The sequence below is a fragment of the Catellatospora aurea genome (assembly GCF_042663325.1).
In the GTDB taxonomy this organism is placed as follows: Bacteria; Actinomycetota; Actinomycetes; order Mycobacteriales; family Micromonosporaceae; genus Catellatospora; species Catellatospora aurea.
Genome location: NZ_JBHTAC010000064.1, coordinates 24534 through 40561, shown reverse-complemented (window position 1 = coordinate 40561; position 16028 = coordinate 24534). Strand labels below are relative to the sequence as shown.

13 protein-coding genes and 1 pseudogene are annotated in these 16028 nt (G+C 70.3%); 10 read left to right on the top strand and 4 right to left on the bottom strand.

Annotated features, from left to right (window positions below):
* From ACFQO7_RS35435 to pknB, 5 genes and pseudogenes are all read left to right on the top strand, one after another.
* Positions 1-510: pseudogene (locus ACFQO7_RS35435) on the top strand (protein phosphatase); the annotation flags it as partial.
* A 154-nt stretch (positions 511-664) separates the two neighbouring features.
* On the top strand, positions 665-1984 hold the full coding sequence (locus ACFQO7_RS35430) for an FtsW/RodA/SpoVE family cell cycle protein (protein WP_360524149.1): 1320 nt from the start codon (positions 665-667) through the stop codon (positions 1982-1984).
* The gene (locus ACFQO7_RS35425; RefSeq protein ID WP_376810489.1) at positions 1981-3501 is read left to right on the top strand and encodes a peptidoglycan D,D-transpeptidase FtsI family protein; all 1521 of its coding nucleotides are present in this window, start codon (positions 1981-1983) and stop codon (positions 3499-3501) included. Before ACFQO7_RS35430 ends, ACFQO7_RS35425 begins: the two co-directional genes overlap by 4 nt.
* Positions 3501-4787, top strand: a complete 1287-nt coding sequence (locus ACFQO7_RS35420) for a serine/threonine-protein kinase (protein WP_376810488.1) — start codon at positions 3501-3503, stop codon at positions 4785-4787. Before ACFQO7_RS35425 ends, ACFQO7_RS35420 begins: the two co-directional genes overlap by 1 nt.
* Positions 4784-6487 (top strand): Stk1 family PASTA domain-containing Ser/Thr kinase, encoded by a 1704-nt coding sequence (gene pknB, locus ACFQO7_RS35415; protein WP_376810487.1) that lies wholly within the window; start codon positions 4784-4786, stop codon positions 6485-6487. Before ACFQO7_RS35420 ends, pknB begins: the two co-directional genes overlap by 4 nt.
* A gap of 68 nt (positions 6488-6555) precedes the next feature.
* Here pknB and ACFQO7_RS35410 read toward each other — a convergent pair whose 3' ends face one another.
* Genes ACFQO7_RS35410 through ACFQO7_RS35395 form a run of 4 tightly spaced genes read right to left on the bottom strand, consistent with a single transcriptional unit; the run spans position 6556 to position 9496 of the window.
* On the bottom strand, positions 6556-7203 hold the full coding sequence (locus ACFQO7_RS35410) for an aminodeoxychorismate/anthranilate synthase component II (protein ID WP_376810486.1): 648 nt from the start codon (positions 7201-7203) through the stop codon (positions 6556-6558).
* Positions 7204-7208: 5 nt separating this feature from the next.
* Positions 7209-7496, bottom strand: coding sequence for a hypothetical protein (locus tag ACFQO7_RS35405; RefSeq protein WP_361046449.1), 288 nt, complete (start codon positions 7494-7496; stop codon positions 7209-7211).
* Positions 7496-8674, bottom strand: coding sequence for a class E sortase (locus ACFQO7_RS35400; protein WP_376810485.1), 1179 nt, complete (start codon positions 8672-8674; stop codon positions 7496-7498). The genes ACFQO7_RS35405 and ACFQO7_RS35400 overlap by 1 nt, the downstream gene beginning before the upstream one ends.
* Before the next feature lie 18 nt (positions 8675-8692).
* The gene (locus ACFQO7_RS35395) at positions 8693-9496 is read right to left on the bottom strand and encodes a DUF881 domain-containing protein (RefSeq protein ID WP_376810491.1); all 804 of its coding nucleotides are present in this window, start codon (positions 9494-9496) and stop codon (positions 8693-8695) included.
* A 115-nt stretch (positions 9497-9611) separates the two neighbouring features.
* Here ACFQO7_RS35395 and ACFQO7_RS35390 point away from each other — a divergent pair, with 115 nt between their 5' ends.
* From ACFQO7_RS35390 to ACFQO7_RS35370, 5 genes are all read left to right on the top strand, one after another.
* Complete coding sequence (locus ACFQO7_RS35390; protein WP_360523624.1) at positions 9612-9875, top strand: cell division protein CrgA; 264 nt, start codon at positions 9612-9614, stop codon at positions 9873-9875.
* A gap of 224 nt (positions 9876-10099) precedes the next feature.
* Positions 10100-12262 (top strand): (Fe-S)-binding protein, encoded by a 2163-nt coding sequence (locus tag ACFQO7_RS35385; protein WP_376810484.1) that lies wholly within the window; start codon positions 10100-10102, stop codon positions 12260-12262.
* 183 nt (positions 12263-12445) lie between these two features.
* Positions 12446-13738 carry a hemolysin family protein gene (locus ACFQO7_RS35380; RefSeq protein WP_376810490.1) on the top strand — a complete coding sequence of 431 codons (1293 nt, stop codon included), beginning with the start codon at positions 12446-12448 and terminating at the stop codon, positions 13736-13738.
* Positions 13731-14741 (top strand): hemolysin family protein, encoded by a 1011-nt coding sequence (locus tag ACFQO7_RS35375; RefSeq protein WP_376810483.1) that lies wholly within the window; start codon positions 13731-13733, stop codon positions 14739-14741. The genes ACFQO7_RS35380 and ACFQO7_RS35375 overlap by 8 nt, the downstream gene beginning before the upstream one ends.
* A 278-nt stretch (positions 14742-15019) precedes the next feature.
* The gene (locus ACFQO7_RS35370) at positions 15020-16012 is read left to right on the top strand and encodes a C40 family peptidase (protein WP_376810482.1); all 993 of its coding nucleotides are present in this window, start codon (positions 15020-15022) and stop codon (positions 16010-16012) included.
* Positions 16013-16028: the final 16 nt, after the last annotated feature.

Sequence of the window (16028 nt, the reverse complement as noted above, 5' to 3'; positions counted from 1 at the left end):
GCCCCGCCCGCGGAGCCCGCGGCGCGGCGCGGCCGGCATCCGGTGCGCGCCGGGCTGCTCGTGCTGGGCCTGCTCGTGGTGCTCGGGGCGGGCGTCTGGTTCGCCTGGGACTACTCGCAGTCGCGCTACTACATCGGCGCGACCGAGGCCGGGCACGTGGCGATATTCCGCGGCGTGCCGGGCCAGATCGCGGGCTTCGACCTCTCCCAGCCGGAGCAGGTCAGCGAGGTCACCCTCGACGACCTGACCACCGTCGCGCAGGAGCAGGTGCGCAAGGGCATCCAGGCCGACAACGAGGCCGACGCGGTCTCCCGGCTGGAGAACCTGATCCGCGACGACCCGGCGAACATGAACATCCTGCCCAGCTGCCCGACCTCGGCCAGCCCCTCCCCGTCGGCGACGCCGTCGCCCGGGGTCACGCCGACGGCCACCCCGCTGCCGGCCGCCGACGCGAGCAGCCCGCCCAGCGAGCCGGTGGTGCCGAGCCCGGTGCCCTGCCGGTCGAATTGAGCATGAGGACGTCGTGACCACCCCCCATACCGCCCCTCCCGCAGCGGCTGCGGCCGTCCCCGAGACGCCCGTGGCGGCGAAGCCGTCGCTGCTGCGCCTGGATCCGGCGGCCCGCCGGGTGCGCCGCACCGAACTGTGGCTGCTGCTGCTGGCCATGGCCATGGTCGCCGGTTACCTGGCGGCGGTCGAGGCGAACATGCTCGACACGGTCACGATGGACTTCTGGTACCCGGCCGGTGTGCTCACCGCCGTGTTCCTGGCGCTGCACGTCGTCATCCGGCTGCGCGCGCCGTTCGCCGACCCGGTGCTGGTGCCGACCGTGGCCCTGCTCAACGGGTTGGGCGTCGCCTTCCTGCGCCGGCTCGACCTGGGCCGGGCGAAGATCGACGACCGGCCGGAGCTCGCGATCTTCGCGGGGGACGGCGGCAAGCAGCTGCTCTGGACCCTGATCGCGGTGACCGGCGCGATGGTGCTGCTGTGGTTCGTCCGCGACCACCGCGAGGTCTCCAAGTACGCCTGGACGCTCGGCCTGGCCGGTATCGTCCTGGTGCTGCTGCCCGCGGTGCTGCCCGGCAGCGTCTCCGAGGTCAACGGCGCGAAGCTGTGGATCCGGTTCGGCAGCTTCTTCGCCATCCAGCCGGGTGAGTTCGCGAAGCTGATGCTGCTGGCCTTCTTCGCGTACTACCTGGTCCGCAAGCGTGAGGTGCTGGCCCTGGCCAGCCGCCGCTTCCTCGGCATCGACTTCCCGCGCGGGCGCGACCTGGGCCCGGTCATCGTGGTCTGGGCGATGAGCCTCCTGGTCCTCATCTTCGAGAAGGACCTCGGCACCTCGCTGCTGTACTTCGGCATGTTCGTGGTGACGCTCTACGTGGCCACCGAGCGGGTCAGCTGGCTGATCATCGGTCTGGTGCTGTTCTTCGGCGGCGCGGTGCTGGCATACGTGCTGGCCGGCGCGGTGGGCGGTCCGTTCACCAACTTCGGCCAGCGGGTCGAGATCTGGCTGGACCCGTTCGCCGAGCCGTACGACCGCGGCTACCAGCTCGTGCAGTCGATGCTGGGCCTGGGCACCGGCGGCATGTTCGGCACCGGCCCCGGCGCGGGCAACCCGCTGCTGGTCCCCGAGGTGCGCAACGACTTCATCTTCGCCGGCATGGGCGAGGAGATCGGCCTGTTCGGCCTCACCGCCATGCTGGCGCTCTACCTGCTCGTGGTCTCCCGCGGCCTGCGCGCCGCGCTGGCCGTGCGCGACTCGTTCGGCAAGCTGCTGGCCGGCGGTCTGGCGTTCACGCTGGCGCTGCAGGTGTTCGTGATCATCGGTGGGGTGAGCAAGCTGATCCCGCTGACGGGTCAGACCACGCCGTTCCTGTCCGCGGGCGGCTCGTCGCTGGTGGCCAACTGGCTGCTGGTCGCGCTGCTGCTGCGGATCTCTGACGCGGCGCGCACGCCCGCATCGACGGGAGGTGTCCGCCGGTGAACGCCCCTCTGCGTCGCGTCGGCGTGGTCGTGATGGTGCTGTTCGGCCTGCTCTTCGCCAACCTGAACTGGGTCCAGGCGTACAAGGGCAACGACTACCGGACCAGCCCCTACAACGGCCGCGTGCAGATCGACGAGTACGACCGCCAGCGCGGCTACATCATGGTGAGCAACCCCGGCAGCAAGCCGATCGCGCTCTCCGAGGCCACCAAGGGCAACCTGAAGTACCTGCGCAGCTACCCCGGCGGCGCGGCGTACGCGCACGTGATCGGCTACAAGCCGGTCAACGGCACGGCGACCGGTGTGGAGCAGCTGGAGAACGACTTCCTCTCCGGCAGCTCCGACAAGCTCTTCGCCGACCGGCTGCGCGACATCTTCACCGGTTCGCACACCGCCGGCGGCAACGTGACGCTGACCCTGTCGAAGACCGCCCAGGACACCGCGTACAAGGAGCTGGCCAACAACAAGCTCGGCGCGAAGTCGGGCGCGGTGGTGGCGCTGGACCCGAACACCGGCGCGATCCTCGCCATGGCGTCCTTCCCGAGCTTCGACCCTAACCCGCTGGTCTCCCACGACGGCAAGGCGGCCGACGCGTACAAGCGGCTGGAAGGCCAGGCGGGCAACCCGCTGCTGAACCGGGCGCTGCAGGAGACCTACCCGCCGGCGTCGACGTTCAAGGTCCTGGTCTCGGCAGCCGCGCTGTCCGCGAACCGGAACCCGGACACGCCGCTGCAGGCCGGTCCCGGCTACCAGGCGCCCGGCACCACGCACGTCATCAAGAACGCGACGTCGTCGACCTGCCCCCAGGAGCAGATGACGCTGAAGGAGGCGCTGACCGTCTCCTGCAACACGGCGTTCGCCCGCCTCGGCGTGGAGCTGGGCTCGCAGCGGCTCAACGACACCGCGCGGGCCTTCGGCTTCTACGACAACAGCCTGCGGGTGGGCAACCTGTCCGCGACCGACCGGGGCATGCGGGTCGAGGAGAGCGTGCTCGGCCCGCTGACCACCAGCTCGGGCGGCGACGACAAGCCGAATATCGCGATCTCGTCGATCGGCCTCAATGAGGTGCGGGTGACCCCGCTGCAGAACGCGATGGTCGCCGCGTCGATCGCCAACGACTGCTCGCAGATGCGGCCCTATCTCGTCGAACGGCTGGTCGGGCCGGACCTGACCACCGGGCTCTACTCCGCGGCCCCGAAGGAGCTGCGCCGCAGCTGCACGGCGAGTGAGGCCGCGCAGCTGCGGGAGATGATGGTCAGCGTCGTCGAGAACGGCACCGGCAAGAAGGCGCAGATCAACGGCTACGTGGTCGGCGGCAAGACCGGCACCGGCACCGCGGACGAGGAGGCCAACGCGGGCTCCGACGGCTGGTTCATCGGGTTCGCGATGAAGGACGGCCGAGCGGTCGCCGCTGTCGCAGTCATCCTGGATGATGCCGGCAAGGGCGGCAGCGGTGAAGCGGCCCGTATCGCCGGGCTGGTCATGCACGGCGTGATCAAGGACAAGGGTGGCAACTGATGGTCTCCCCTGGCACTGTGCTGAACGGCCGCTACCGCATCGAATCGCGGATCGCCTCCGGCGGCATGGGCGACGTGTGGAAGGGCACCGACGACGTGCTCGACCGCACCGTCGCCATCAAGATCATGCTCTCGGCGCTGCTGGAGGAGCCGGGCTTCGTCAAGCGCTTCCACGCCGAGGCCAAGACCATGGCGGGCATCAACCACCCGGGCGTCGTGCGCATCTACGACTTCGGCAACGACCAGCACCTGGCATACCTGATCATGGAGCTGATCGAGGGCGACCCGCTCTCGCGCACGCTCAACAAGGTCGGCCGGCTCACCCCGGCCCGCACCATGCTGCTGGTCGCGCAGGCCGCCGACGCACTGCAGGCCGCACACGACAAGGGCATCGTGCACCGTGACGTGAAGCCGGGCAACCTGCTGGTGCGCTCCAACGGCACGCTGGTGCTGACCGACTTCGGCATCGCCCGCTCCGCGGCGGCCAGCCAGCTGACGGCCACCGGCGCGGTCATGGGCACCGCCTCGTATCTGGCTCCGGAGCAGGCCTCCGGGGTCGGCGCGTCGGCCGCGTCGGACGTCTACTCGCTGGGCGTGGTGGCCTACCAGTGCCTGACCGGGCACCGGCCCTACGACGGCGACACCCCGCTCGAGATCGCGATGAAGCACGTCACCGGCACGCCCAAGGCGATGCCGAACGACATTCCGCCGGTGGTGCGCCAGATCGTCGAGCGCGCCATGTCCAAGGAGCCGGGCAACCGGTGGCCGACGGCGGCCTCGTTCGCCAACGCCGCCCGGCAGGCCGCCGGCGCGCTGACCCACGGCAGCGGACCGACCCTGCCGGTGCAGCCGGTGTCGCCCGTATCGCCGAGCCCGGTCTCGGCCACCCCGGTCTCGCCCGGCCCGTCCCGCCCGCTGAGCCCCGCGACCCCCGCTCCGGTTCGCCCCAACGGGGGCTACCAGCGAGGATCTGCGCCCGTCCCGGCTGCGCCTGCCCCGCTGACCCCCGTCCACGGGGTACCGTACGGGCCGCAGGCTCCCGCACCCGCCGGCGGCGGCGGGCGGACCGCCCTGACCGTGATCCTGGTGGTCCTCGGGATGCTGGCGGTGCTCGCGTGCGCCGGCTACATCGGCTACCTGGTCCGGGAGAACGAGAAGAAGAAGGGCAATGCCCTCGGGGGCAGCGCCGTACATTCCGAACAAGTCACACTTTCGGCTGGCGGATGGCTGAACGGGGCTGACCACGTGAGCATGGACCAAATGACCGAAGGACGACGTACGCGATGAACGCGCAGGCCCGCCTGCTGGGTGGCAGGTATCAAGTCGGCGAGTTGCTCGGCTACGGCGGCATGGCCGAGGTGCACCGGGGACGCGACCTGCGCCTCGGGCGCGACGTCGCGATCAAGATGCTGCGCACGGACCTGGCCCGGGACGCGACGTTCCAGATGCGCTTCCGCCGTGAGGCGCAGAACGCGGCGGCGCTGAACCACCCGGCGATCGTCGCGGTCTACGACACCGGCGAGGAGCGCGCGCCCACCGGCGAGGTCCTGCCCTACATCGTCATGGAGTTCGTGGCCGGCCGCACCCTCAAGGAGGTGCTGGCCGCCGAGGGTCGCCTGATGCCTCGCCGCGCCATGGAGATCACCGCGGACATCTGCGCCGCGCTGGAGTTCAGCCACCGGCACGGCATCATCCACCGGGACATCAAGCCCGGCAACGTCATGTTCACGCCGAACGCCCAGGTCAAGGTCATGGACTTCGGTATCGCACGGGCGCTGGCGTCCGGTGCGACCACCATGACGCAGACCTCCGCCGTCATCGGCACCGCCCAGTACCTCTCCCCGGAGCAGGCGCGCGGTGAGGCCGTGGACGCGCGCTCCGACGTGTACGCCGCCGGTTGTGTGCTGTTCGAACTGCTCTGCGGGCACCCGCCGTTCGTCGGCGACTCCCCGGTCGCGGTGGCCTACCAGCACGTGCGGGAGGAGCCGCCGGCCCCGAGCGAGTCGAACCGGGACGTCACTCCCGACATCGACGCGGTCGTGCTCAAGGCGCTGTCCAAGAACCCGGCCAACCGCTACCAGTCGGCCGGTGAGATGCGCGCCGACCTGCTGCGCGCCGCTGCGGGCCGCCCGGTCCTGGCGACGCCGGTGCTCCGCGAGGAGCAGACGATCCCGATGACGGCCCCGGCGCGGACCGGCGCCAACCGCAACGCTCCGGCCCGGGTCGGCGACGCCCGCCGCCGCCGCGCCTCCGGCTGGGTCATCGCGACCCTGACCGCGCTCGGGGTGCTGGCCGTGGTGGCGCTGACCGCCGGCCTGATCCTGGCCAGCCAGCCCAAGGACGTCGCGGTTCCGGACCTGCTCGGCAAGACCGAGGCCCAGGCGCGGGACGCCCTGGTCGCGAAGGGCCTCAAACCTACCCTCGGGGACCCGATCCTGGAGTCGAACTGCGAGGAGAACACCGTCGCCAAGCAGGATCCGGCGAAGGGCGCCGAGGTCCGGGAGAAGTCCGAGGTCAAGTACCAGATCTGCGGCGGCAAGCCGCTGAAGACGATCCCGCCGCTGGAGAACTCGACCCAGGCCTTCGCGGAGAACGCGCTGCGCGAGCTGAGCCTGGTGCCCGAGGTGGTCGCCGAGGACAGCGAGAAGCCCGAGGGCACCGTGCTGTCCACCAACCCGGCGGCGGGCGAGAAGGTCGCCGAGGGCTCGAAGGTCACGCTCAAGGTCTCCAAGGGCAACCGCAAGCCGGTGCCGCCGGTGACCGGCAAGACCGAGGCACAGGCGATCGCGGCCCTGGAGCAGGCCGGCTTCCGGTACAACGTGAAGCAGGGCAGCCCCACCGAGGACGCGAACAAGGTCGGCACGGTGGAGTTCCAGGACCCGGCCGCGGGCACCCTCAAGGCGGTCAACTCGGTCATCACGATCCTGGTGTTCCGGGAGGCGGAGAAGTCGCCCCCGCCGTCTCCCACCCCGACACCCACGCCGTGATCCACAGAAGCCCGGACGGTGCGCCTGAGCGGCGTACTGTCCGGGCTTCTTGCTGTCTGCGGTAGGCCTCAGGCCGGGAAGGCGGCCAGGCGGCGCTGCTCGACCTCTTCGGCCAGCTCGGGCGCGCGGTCCAGGGCCCGCGGGTGGCCGCAGGAGGCCAGCCAGTTCGCGAGCATCAGGTGGCCGCCCTGGGTGAGCACCGACTCCGGGTGGAACTGCACGCCCTCGATGGGCAGCGAGCGGTGCCGCATCGCCATCACGACACCCGATTCGGTACGCCCGGTGACCTCGATCTCTGCCGGCAGGGTCTCCTCCAGCACGGCCAGGGAGTGGTACCGGGTGGCCGTGAACGGGTCCGGCAGGCCCGCCAGCACGCCCGCGCCGGTGTGCGTGACCAGCGACGTCTTGCCGTGCAGCAGTTCCGGGGCGCGGGTCACCGTGCCGCCGAAGGCCTGCCCGATGGCCTGATGGCCCAGGCACACCCCGAACAGCGGGATCTTCCCGGCGTACTCGGCGATCACGTCGAGGCAGATGCCGGCCGACTCGGGAGCGCCGGGGCCGGGGGAGAGCAGCACACCGGCCGCCCCGACCCGTCCGACGTCGGCGACGCTGATCTCGTCGTTGCGCCGCACCTCGCAGTCCACCCCGAGCTGGCCGAGGTACTGCACCAGGTTGTAGACGAACGAGTCGTAGTTGTCGATCACAAGAACGCGCATCGAACTCACCTGCTGGCGCTCGGTTTCGGGGTCTCGCCGGTGTCGTACGGGATGTCGTGGCCGTCGCCCGGCTCGCCGGAGGGCGAACCCGACGGCTCCGGGAACGTCTCGTCCAGCTGCGTGTAGCCGCTGTCGGGGTCGCCGACCTGGACGTCGTCGAAGGGCAGCAGCGGCTCGGCCCACGGGAAGATCACGTACCACAGCAGCGCGCCGAGGATGCCGAGCAGCACCAGCGAGCCGCCCAGCTTGCCGCCGAGGCCGAAGGGCAGTTTGCGCCAGATCCACGCGTACATCAGGACATCCCCGCCAGCTCGACCGGGCGGCCCTCGGTGCGCGGCTGCTCGTCGACGAGCTTGCCGTGGATGATCAGCCGCTGGTAGTTGTCGAGCTTCGGGTTGCAGGTGGTCAGTGTGATCAGCTTGCCGGCCTCCATGGTCGGCGGCACCGCGCGCACCACCTCCACCGCGGTCGGCAGCACGATGCGCTGCTTGACCACCTCGTACACGTAGAAGGTGGTCTTCGTCTCCACGACCATCTTGTCGCCCGGCTTCAGCTGGTCCAGGTTCCAGAAGGTGGCCCGGTTGCGGTGGCCGGCCACCGAGAAGTTGCCCTTCTGGCCCGGCATCGCGCTGTTGGGGTAGTGGCCGGGGGCGAACCGGATGTCCTTCTGGGTGACGCCCTGCACGACCACCCAATGCTTCTTCAGCGTGGGCAGGTAGAGCTTGGCCACGGCGTTGCCCGGCAGGGGCGCGAGCGGGGACGCCGACGCCGACGGGGTCGGGCCGACGACCGGCTCGTCCCAGTCCAGCTGCTGCTCCAGCTCGGTCTGGTGGGCGTCGACGATGGCCGTCTTGCCCCACACCTCGTAGGCGGCGAACAGCAGGATGACCAGGCCGAACGTGATCATGAGCTCGCCGGTGCCGCGCAGCGTCGTCCGGATCACCGAGCCCACCGTGGTCCGGGTGTACTCGGAGTGGATGCTCCGGTAGTTCTTCTCGCCGGCCCGGATCGCCTTGACCGGCGCCGGTGGCGGTTCGCCGCTCCAGCGGGGCCGGGGCGACGGCTTGGCGTCGTCCTCGGGTGACGAGGGCGGCGCGGGCGGGATCGCGCCCAGCAGGCCGGTCTCGTCGGTGGCGACGGCTCGACCGCTCGCGACGGCGGGCGCGGGCCGGGCGATCCGGGGCGGCGGCACGGTCTGGTCCGTGATCCGGGGCAGCTGCGTCGTCTCGTCCGCGGCCGCCGGGGCGAACTGCGCCGCCGGGCTGACCGGGGCCGTGGGGCTGGTCGGAGCGGCCTGGTTCGGCGGCGCAGTGGCGGAGGTGATGACCGGCAGCACCGTGGTCGCGTCCGCCGGGAAGACCGGCAGCACGCTGGTGATGGAGGAGGCGTCCGCCGTCGGCGTGGCGTCGGCCACCCGGGGGAACGTGGTCGTCTCGTCGTCCTCGGGGTCGTTTGCCCGATGCCTGCTCATCCGTGTCTCCGGCTCTTACTAACGCGGCACCGAGGCATGGCGCAGCAGCACCGATCCCTGGTACGCGGGAGCGACGATGTCGGTCTCGCGGGTGACGCTATATCCCAGGCCGTACGCGCGTACAGCGTCCCGGAAGGCCTGTACGCCGAGGGCGGCGTCGAGCGAGGCCTGCATCTTGGCCGGGTCGCCGATCGCCGAGATCACGAACTCGGGGGAGTAGCGCCGTCCTTCGAGCAGCAGGGTGTTGCCGACGCACTGCACGGCGGTGGTGGTGACGACCCGTACGCCCATGATCGTCATGGCCTCGGCCCCGCCCGCCCACAGCGCGTTCACCACGGCCTGCACGTCCTGCTGGTGCACGACCAGGTCGTCCTGCGTGGCCCCGGTGGACAGGCCGTTGCCGCCGGGCGGCGCGTCGTCCATGCGTACGGTCAGACCCGGGCCGTGCATCGCGGTCAGGCCGGCGTCGCTCAGGTAACCCTCGCCGCGGGTGCGTTCGGCCGAGAGCGGGCCGTCGCCGCCGGCCTGCGCGCCGGCCAGCGCGTCGATGTCGGCCCGCAGCTGGTTCACGTCGCGGACGTACGTGCCGACCTCGGCTTCCTTCTTTCCCACCAGCTGATCCAGCCGTACGCTGTTGTCCTCGCGTAGCGTGGTTCCCTGGGAGGTGGTCGCGCTCACGGTGAACAGCAGGCCTGCGGTGGCGGCGATCAGCGGCACGCCGAGGGTCCACCCGCTGCGGCGATGGCCGGGCAGGGGATTGAACGCGCGCCCGACCCGGAGCACGGCTTTCCGCCATGACGAGGTGCCGGATGTGTATTCCACCACTCCCCCTCCGTGCCAAAACGCGACGATCTGACTACGCTATCTGTCGAACATTATTCAGGCCCATGCCCTAGGTCATCGACCGGTGTGGGCAGGGCCCCTCCAGGAGACAACCGTGCCGAAGTCGCAGGTCCGCAAGAAGAAGATCTACACGCCGCCCACCGACGTGCTGCCCTCGTCGACCGCCACGGACAAGAAGCCGAGTCCGATCTGGCTGCCGATCACCGCGGTCAGTCTGATCGTGTTCGGCATCGCCTGGCTGGTTGTGTACTACCTGTCCGAAACGCTGTACCCGGTGGCGGGCTGGGGGTACTGGAACCTGGCCGTCGGCTTCGGCGCCATGGTCGGCGCGCTCGGCCTCCTCTCGAAGTGGCGCTGAGCTTCCGCAGCCGACCACGATAGCTCGCGATCCGGGGTCGCGGCCTCCTGCGTGGAGGCCGTGACCCCGGATGCTGTCCGGAGCTGTCCGCGACACCGGTGACCTGCCGCTGGCCTAGGGTGAGGGCAGCGCTGTGCCAACCCTCACATTACTGAACGGTAACTAGGGCGTAGGCTGCGGTGGGGTTTATACACAGGGCTGTTCCGACGCAGGGAGGCGTGGGTATGGGCGGCGTTCAGATCGTCAGTACGGTCATCGCGGTGGCCGTGACCGCGGTCGCGGTGGCGCTGGTCGTACGGGCGGTGCGGCAGATGCTCGCCGTCATCCGGCTCGGCCAGCCCGATCCCACGCGCTCGGGGCAGCGGGCAGCCCGCTGGAAGACCATGCTGACCGAGACCTTCGGCCACACGAAGATGTTCAAGTGGTCCGTGGTCGGCGCGGCGCACTGGCTGGTGATGATCGGCTTCATCGTGCTGTCGACGCTGGTCGCCGGCGCCTACTTCGAGGTCGTCAACCCCGAGTGGGAGCTGCCGATCCTCGGCGGCTGGGACGTGTTCGCGTTCGTGACCGAGTGGATCGGCATCCTCGGCATCCCGGCGATCATCGTGCTGATCGTGATCCGCCTGCGCCAGCTGCCGTCGCGCACCTCGAACTCCCGCTTCGCCGGCTCGACGATGTGGCAGGCCTTCTTCGTCGAGTACGTCATCCTGTCCGTGCTGGTGCTGGGCTTCCTCATCCGCGGGTTCAAGGTGTCGTCCGGGCTGTTCCATCACCCGGTGTGGGCCACCCCGTTCTCGCATGCGCTCGGCGCGATCCTGCCCGCCTCCCTGACCGCGATCACGATCACCGCCCTGATCAAGATCCTGGTGTCCATGGGCTGGGCGATCACCATCGGCCTCAACCCCACCATGGGTGTGGCCTGGCACCGCTTCCTGGCCTTCTTCAACATCTACTTCAAGCGTTATGCCGACGGCGCGCCCGCCCTCGGCGCGCTCAAGCCGATGACCTCCAACGGCGCGCCGATCGACCTGGAAGAGGCCGATCCCGAGAAGGACACCTTCGGCGTCTCCCAGGTCGAGCACTTCGGGTGGAAGGGCCTGCTGGACTTCTCCACCTGCACCGAGTGCGGCCGCTGCCAGTCGCAGTGCCCGGCCTGGAACACCGGCAAACCGCTGTCGCCGAAGCTGATCGTGCTGAGCCTGCGCGACCACGCCTACGCCAAGGCCCCCTATCTGCTGGCCGGCGGCGGCAAGGACCTGTCCGGCGAGGAGAAGGGCACCGCCGAGCAGCTCGCCGGCGTCAACGTGCTCGCCCTGGCGGAGGCCGAGCGGCCGCTGATCGGCGGCGCGGCCGAGCTGGGCGTCATCGACCCCGACGCGCTGTGGGCCTGCACCACCTGCGGCGCGTGCGTCGAGCAGTGCCCCGTCGACATCGAGCATGTCGACCACATCGTCGACATGCGCCGTTACCAGGTGATGATCGAGTCGTCGTTCCCGTCCGAGGCCGGGGCGATGCTGCGCAACCTGGAGAACAAGGGCAACCCCTGGGGCGCGCCGCCCAACACCCGCGAGGACTGGACCAAGGGGCTGGACTTCGCCGTGCCCCGGGTCGGCGAGACCGACGAGTTCGAGTACCTGTTCTGGGTCGGCTGCGCCGGCGCGTTCGAGGACAAGGCCAAGAAGACCACTCGCGCCGTCGCCACGCTGCTCAACGAGGCCGGGGTCTCCTTCGCCATCCTCGGCAACAACGAGACCTGCACCGGTGACCCGGCGCGGCGCATCGGCAACGAGTTCGTCTACCAGATGCTCGCCCAGCAGAACGTCGAGACGATCAAGGAATCGGGCGCGCTGAAGATCGTCGCAACCTGCCCGCACTGCTTCAACACCATCGGCAACGAGTACAAGGAACTGGGTCTCGAGGTCGAGGTCGTCCACCACACCGAGCTGCTGGCGCACCTGGTCAAGACCGGCAAGCTCACCCCGGTCGCACCTGTCGACGGTGGGCTGACCTACCACGACCCGTGCTACCTGGGCCGCCACAACCGGGTCTTCACCCCGCCACGCGAGGTGCTCGGCGCCGCCATCGGCGCGGGCGCCGCCCCCGCCGCGGGCACCGGCATCCTGGAGATGGGCCGGCGTGAGGAGCGCTCGTTCTGCTGCGGCGCCGGTGGCGCGCGGATGTGGATGGAGGAGCGCATCGGCAAGCGCATCAACGTTGAGCGCACCGAGGAGGCCCTGGCCACCGGCGCGAAGACGATCGCGGTCGGCTGCCCCTTCTGCTCCACGATGATCACCGACGGCGTGCGCTCCAAGGGCCAGGAAGAGGTCGAAGTCATCGACGTCGCCTCGGTCCTACTCCGCTCCGTCAAACCCACCCCCACCGCCTGACCGGGCCGCCCCCGGTTTCGCAACTCTTAAAAAGTCGCGCCCACAGCACTTGTCTGTCGGCGCGACTTTTTAAGAGTCGCGGCAGGGGGTGGGTGGGCTCGTGCCGGTGGGAGAAGGTGGCGTGACTGGTTCTGGCAGAATCGGGCGCGAGGTGATCTCGTCATAGACGCGCTGTCTGCCATCCTGCCCATCCTGTTCTTCGTGCTGCTCACGGTCGGCACGGCATTCTTCGTGGCGGCTGAGTTCGCGCTGGTCACGGTCGACCGGGCGGAGATCGACACGCGGGCCGAGCGCGGCGAGCGCCCGGCGCGCACGGTGCGCCGCGCGCTGCGCGAGCTGTCCTTCCAGCTCTCCGGCGCGCAGCTGGGCATCACGCTGACCGCGCTGCTCACCGGTTACCTCGCCGAGCCGGCGCTGCGCCCGCTGGTCGAGCCGCTGGACGCGCCCCCCGGGCTGAGCCACGTGATCTCGCTGGCCATCGCGACGCTGTTCTCGATGCTCTTCGGCGAACTGGTGCCGAAGAACGCGGCGCTGTCCCGCCCGATGCCGGTGGCGCTGCGTACGGCCGGACCGATGCGGGTCTTCTCCCGGATCTTCAAACCACTGATCTTCGCGCTGAATGGCACCGCCAACTGGCTGGTGCGCCGGATGGGCATCGAGCCGCAGGAGGAGCTGGCCAGCGCCCGCTCGCCCGAGGAGCTGGGCCTGCTGGCCGCGATCTCGGCGCAGGCCGGCGCCCTGCCCTCGGAGACCGCCCTGCTGCTGCAGCGCACGGTGCGCTTCGGCGACAAGCACGCGGCCGAGGCGATGACCCCGCGCATCGACGTGGTGGGGCTGGCCGGCTCGGCCACCGTCGCGGAGCTGTTCGAGGCGGCCCGGGAGACCGGCCACAGCCGCTTCCCGGTGTACGAGCAGACGCTGGACACCGTCACCGGCGTCGTGTCGGTCAACGACGCGCTCGCGGTGCCGCCGGCCCGCCGCTCGCTGACCACGGTCGCCGCGGTGGCCCGTGAGCCGGTGCTGGTCCCGGCCTCGCTCGATCTGGACAAGGTGGTCGCCGCGCTGCGCGAGAGCCGCTCCGACTTCGCCATCGTCGTCGACGAGTACGGCGGCACCGACGGCGTCGTCACCATCGAGGACCTGGTCGAGGAGCTGGTCGGCGAGATCGCCGACGAGCACGACACCGCCGAGGAGGAGGAGTCGGGCTCGATCGAGGTGACCGTGCCGGGCGGGGTGCGCACCTGGCTGGTCGACGGCATGCTGCGCGAGGACGAGCTGGACGAGCAGACCGGGTTCCGGCTGCCCGAGGGCCCGTACGAGACGCTGGGCGGATACCTGATGGCGGAGCTGGGCCGGATCCCGGTGGTCGGCGACGCCCTGGTCGCCAACGACTGGGAGTTCACCGTGGTGGAGATGGACCGGCACCGGGTGGAGCAGGTGCGGCTGGTCCGGCTGGCGGGCGACGACGATGAGTGAACTGCTGATCACCGCGGCGCTGCTGCTGGGCAACGCGTTCTTCGTCGGCGCGGAGTTCGCGCTGATCGCCTCCCGGCGTACCGTCATCGAGCCGAAGGCGCAGCACTCGCGCCCGGCGGCCTGGGCGTTGTCCGCGATGAACCAGATCCCGCTGATGATCGCGGGCGCGCAGCTGGGCATCACGCTGTGCTCGCTGGCGCTGGGCGCGATCGCGGAGCCCGCGCTGGCGCACTTCATCGAACCGCTGTTCCACGCGCTCAACCTGCCGCAGAACATGCAGCACCCGATCGCGTTCGTGCTGGCGCTGCTCATCGTGGTCTTCCTGCACACCGTGATCGGCGAGATGGTGCCGAAGAACATCACGCTGGCCGGGCCGGAGGCGAGTGTGCTCTGGCTGGGCCCGCCGATGCTGGCGTTCTGCATCGCCACCAAACCGCTGCTGGTGGCGATGAAGTGGGCGTCGCGCAAGGTGCTGCGGCTGTGGCGGGTCGAGGCCGCGGACGCGGTGAAGACCGTGTTCACCGCCGAGGAGCTGGCGGGCCTCGTCCAGCAGGCGCACACCGAGGGACTGCTGGACCCGGAGCAGCACGCCCGGATCGCGGGCGCGCTGGCGCTGCACCAGCGCACCGCCGCGGACGCGCTGCGGCCGTGGTCGGCGGTCACCATCGTCACCGACGACACCTCACCGGCCACGCTGGAGGTGCTGGCGACCCGCACCGGACGGTCCCGGTTCCCGGTGGTGGCCCGCGGCACCCGGCGGGTGCTGGGCTTCGTGCACATCAAGGACGTGATCGGCCTGGAGGGCGCGAGCCGCCGCGAGCCGATCCCGGGTGACCTCGTCCGGCCGCTGCTGATCGTGCCGCCGGACCGTTCACTGGCCGAACTGCTGCTGTCGATGCGCCGCGAGCGGCGGCACATCGTGCTGGTGAGCGAAGGCCAGCTGCCGGTGGGTGTGGTGACGCTCGACGATGTGCTCAACGCCATCATGGCCCCGGCGGTATGACGCGTCCTGACGCTGCGTGACCGCCGCCGACACCTGCGCAGGTCAGCGCGGCTGTCGGTGGCGGCGCGAATCGCCCTCTCCGGGGCACGCTGAGTGACATCAGGGCAGCTCAGCGAAGTTGTCTCGGTTCCGGCTTGAAACCGGCTCACCTTCTTTTCTAGGGTTGGTGACCGTCTGGTGCGTACGCCGGGTTGTGACCCCTCGCGACCCCGCCCCGGACACCGCGCCCGGGTTCACCCCCTGTTCCACCGGTCGCGGTCGGCGGAAAAGGAGCTCCGGTGACCCCCCTCCGTACCGCGTCGCGCACGCTCACCCGTGCGCTTGTGCTGGTCGCAGCCATGCTCGTCGGCGTCGCGCCGGCCCTGCCCGCACACGCCGAGCCGTCGATCAGCGAGATCGAGGCCGAGATCGCCAAGACGTGGGAGAAGCTCGAACCGCTGGTCGAGGACTACAACAAGGTCCACAGCGACCTGGTCAAGCTGCAGAAGAAGGCCGCGGGCCTGGAGACGAAGCTGCAGCCGCTGCGGCTGACCGTCGAGGTGACCCGGACCCGGGTCGGCGTCATCGCCGCCGAGTACTACAAGGGCGGCCGCAACGCCGAGGTGAACGCGCTGCTGAGCAGCGGCTCGCCGAAGCAGTTCGCCGACCAGCTGATGATGCTGCAGCAGATCGCCCACGGTAAGCAGGAGCAGATCTCGGCGACCTCCGAGGCGAAGGCCAAGTACGACGGCGAGAAGGCGACGCTGGACAAGGCCATCGCGGACACCAAGCTCAAGGACGCCGACCTGGCCGCGAAGAAGAAGGTCATCGAGGGCGAGATGAGCCGCCTGCAGAAGCTGCGGACGCAGGCTTACGGCACCGGCGGCTCCGGCGGCTCGCTGAAGATCGGCGCGGCCTGCCCGGCGCAGATGGGCTCCGGCAAGGGCCAGACCGCCGCCGCGTGGGCCTGCAAGCAGATCAGCAAGCCGTACGTGTGGGGCGCGGCCGGTCCGAGCAGCTTCGACTGCTCCGGCCTGACCCAGTGGGCGTACGCGAAGGCGGGCGTCAGCCTCACCCACTACACCAAGGACCAGTGGGGCGAGACCACGAAGGTGTCCACGCCTGCCGTGGGCGATCTGGTCTTCTTCTACGGCGACCTGCACCACGTCGGCATGTACGTCGGCACGGTCAACGGCCGCCGGGTGATGGTGCACGCGCCGCACACCGGCGACGTGGTGCGCATGCAGTACATCGACGTCATGCCGGTCGCCGGCTACCGCCGGGCCTACTGACCTCTCAGCACGACGA

Bases quoted from the DNA above. Each gene is read 5' to 3' on its own strand.
- ACFQO7_RS35430 (WP_360524149.1), top strand. From the start codon at position 665: ATGGCCATGGTCGCCGGTTACCTGGCGGCGGTCGAGGCGAACATGCTC.
- ACFQO7_RS35420 (WP_376810488.1), top strand. From the start codon at position 3,501: ATGGTCTCCCCTGGCACTGTGCTGAACGGCCGCTACCGCATCGAATCG.
- pknB (WP_376810487.1), top strand. From the start codon at position 4,784: ATGAACGCGCAGGCCCGCCTGCTGGGTGGCAGGTATCAAGTCGGCGAG.
- ACFQO7_RS35410 (WP_376810486.1), bottom strand. From the start codon at position 7,203: ATGCGCGTTCTTGTGATCGACAACTACGACTCGTTCGTCTACAACCTG.
- ACFQO7_RS35405 (WP_361046449.1), bottom strand. From the start codon at position 7,496: ATGTACGCGTGGATCTGGCGCAAACTGCCCTTCGGCCTCGGCGGCAAG.
- ACFQO7_RS35400 (WP_376810485.1), bottom strand. From the start codon at position 8,674: ATGAGCAGGCATCGGGCAAACGACCCCGAGGACGACGAGACGACCACG.
- ACFQO7_RS35385 (WP_376810484.1), top strand. From the start codon at position 10,100: ATGGGCGGCGTTCAGATCGTCAGTACGGTCATCGCGGTGGCCGTGACC.
- ACFQO7_RS35375 (WP_376810483.1), top strand. From the start codon at position 13,731: ATGAGTGAACTGCTGATCACCGCGGCGCTGCTGCTGGGCAACGCGTTC.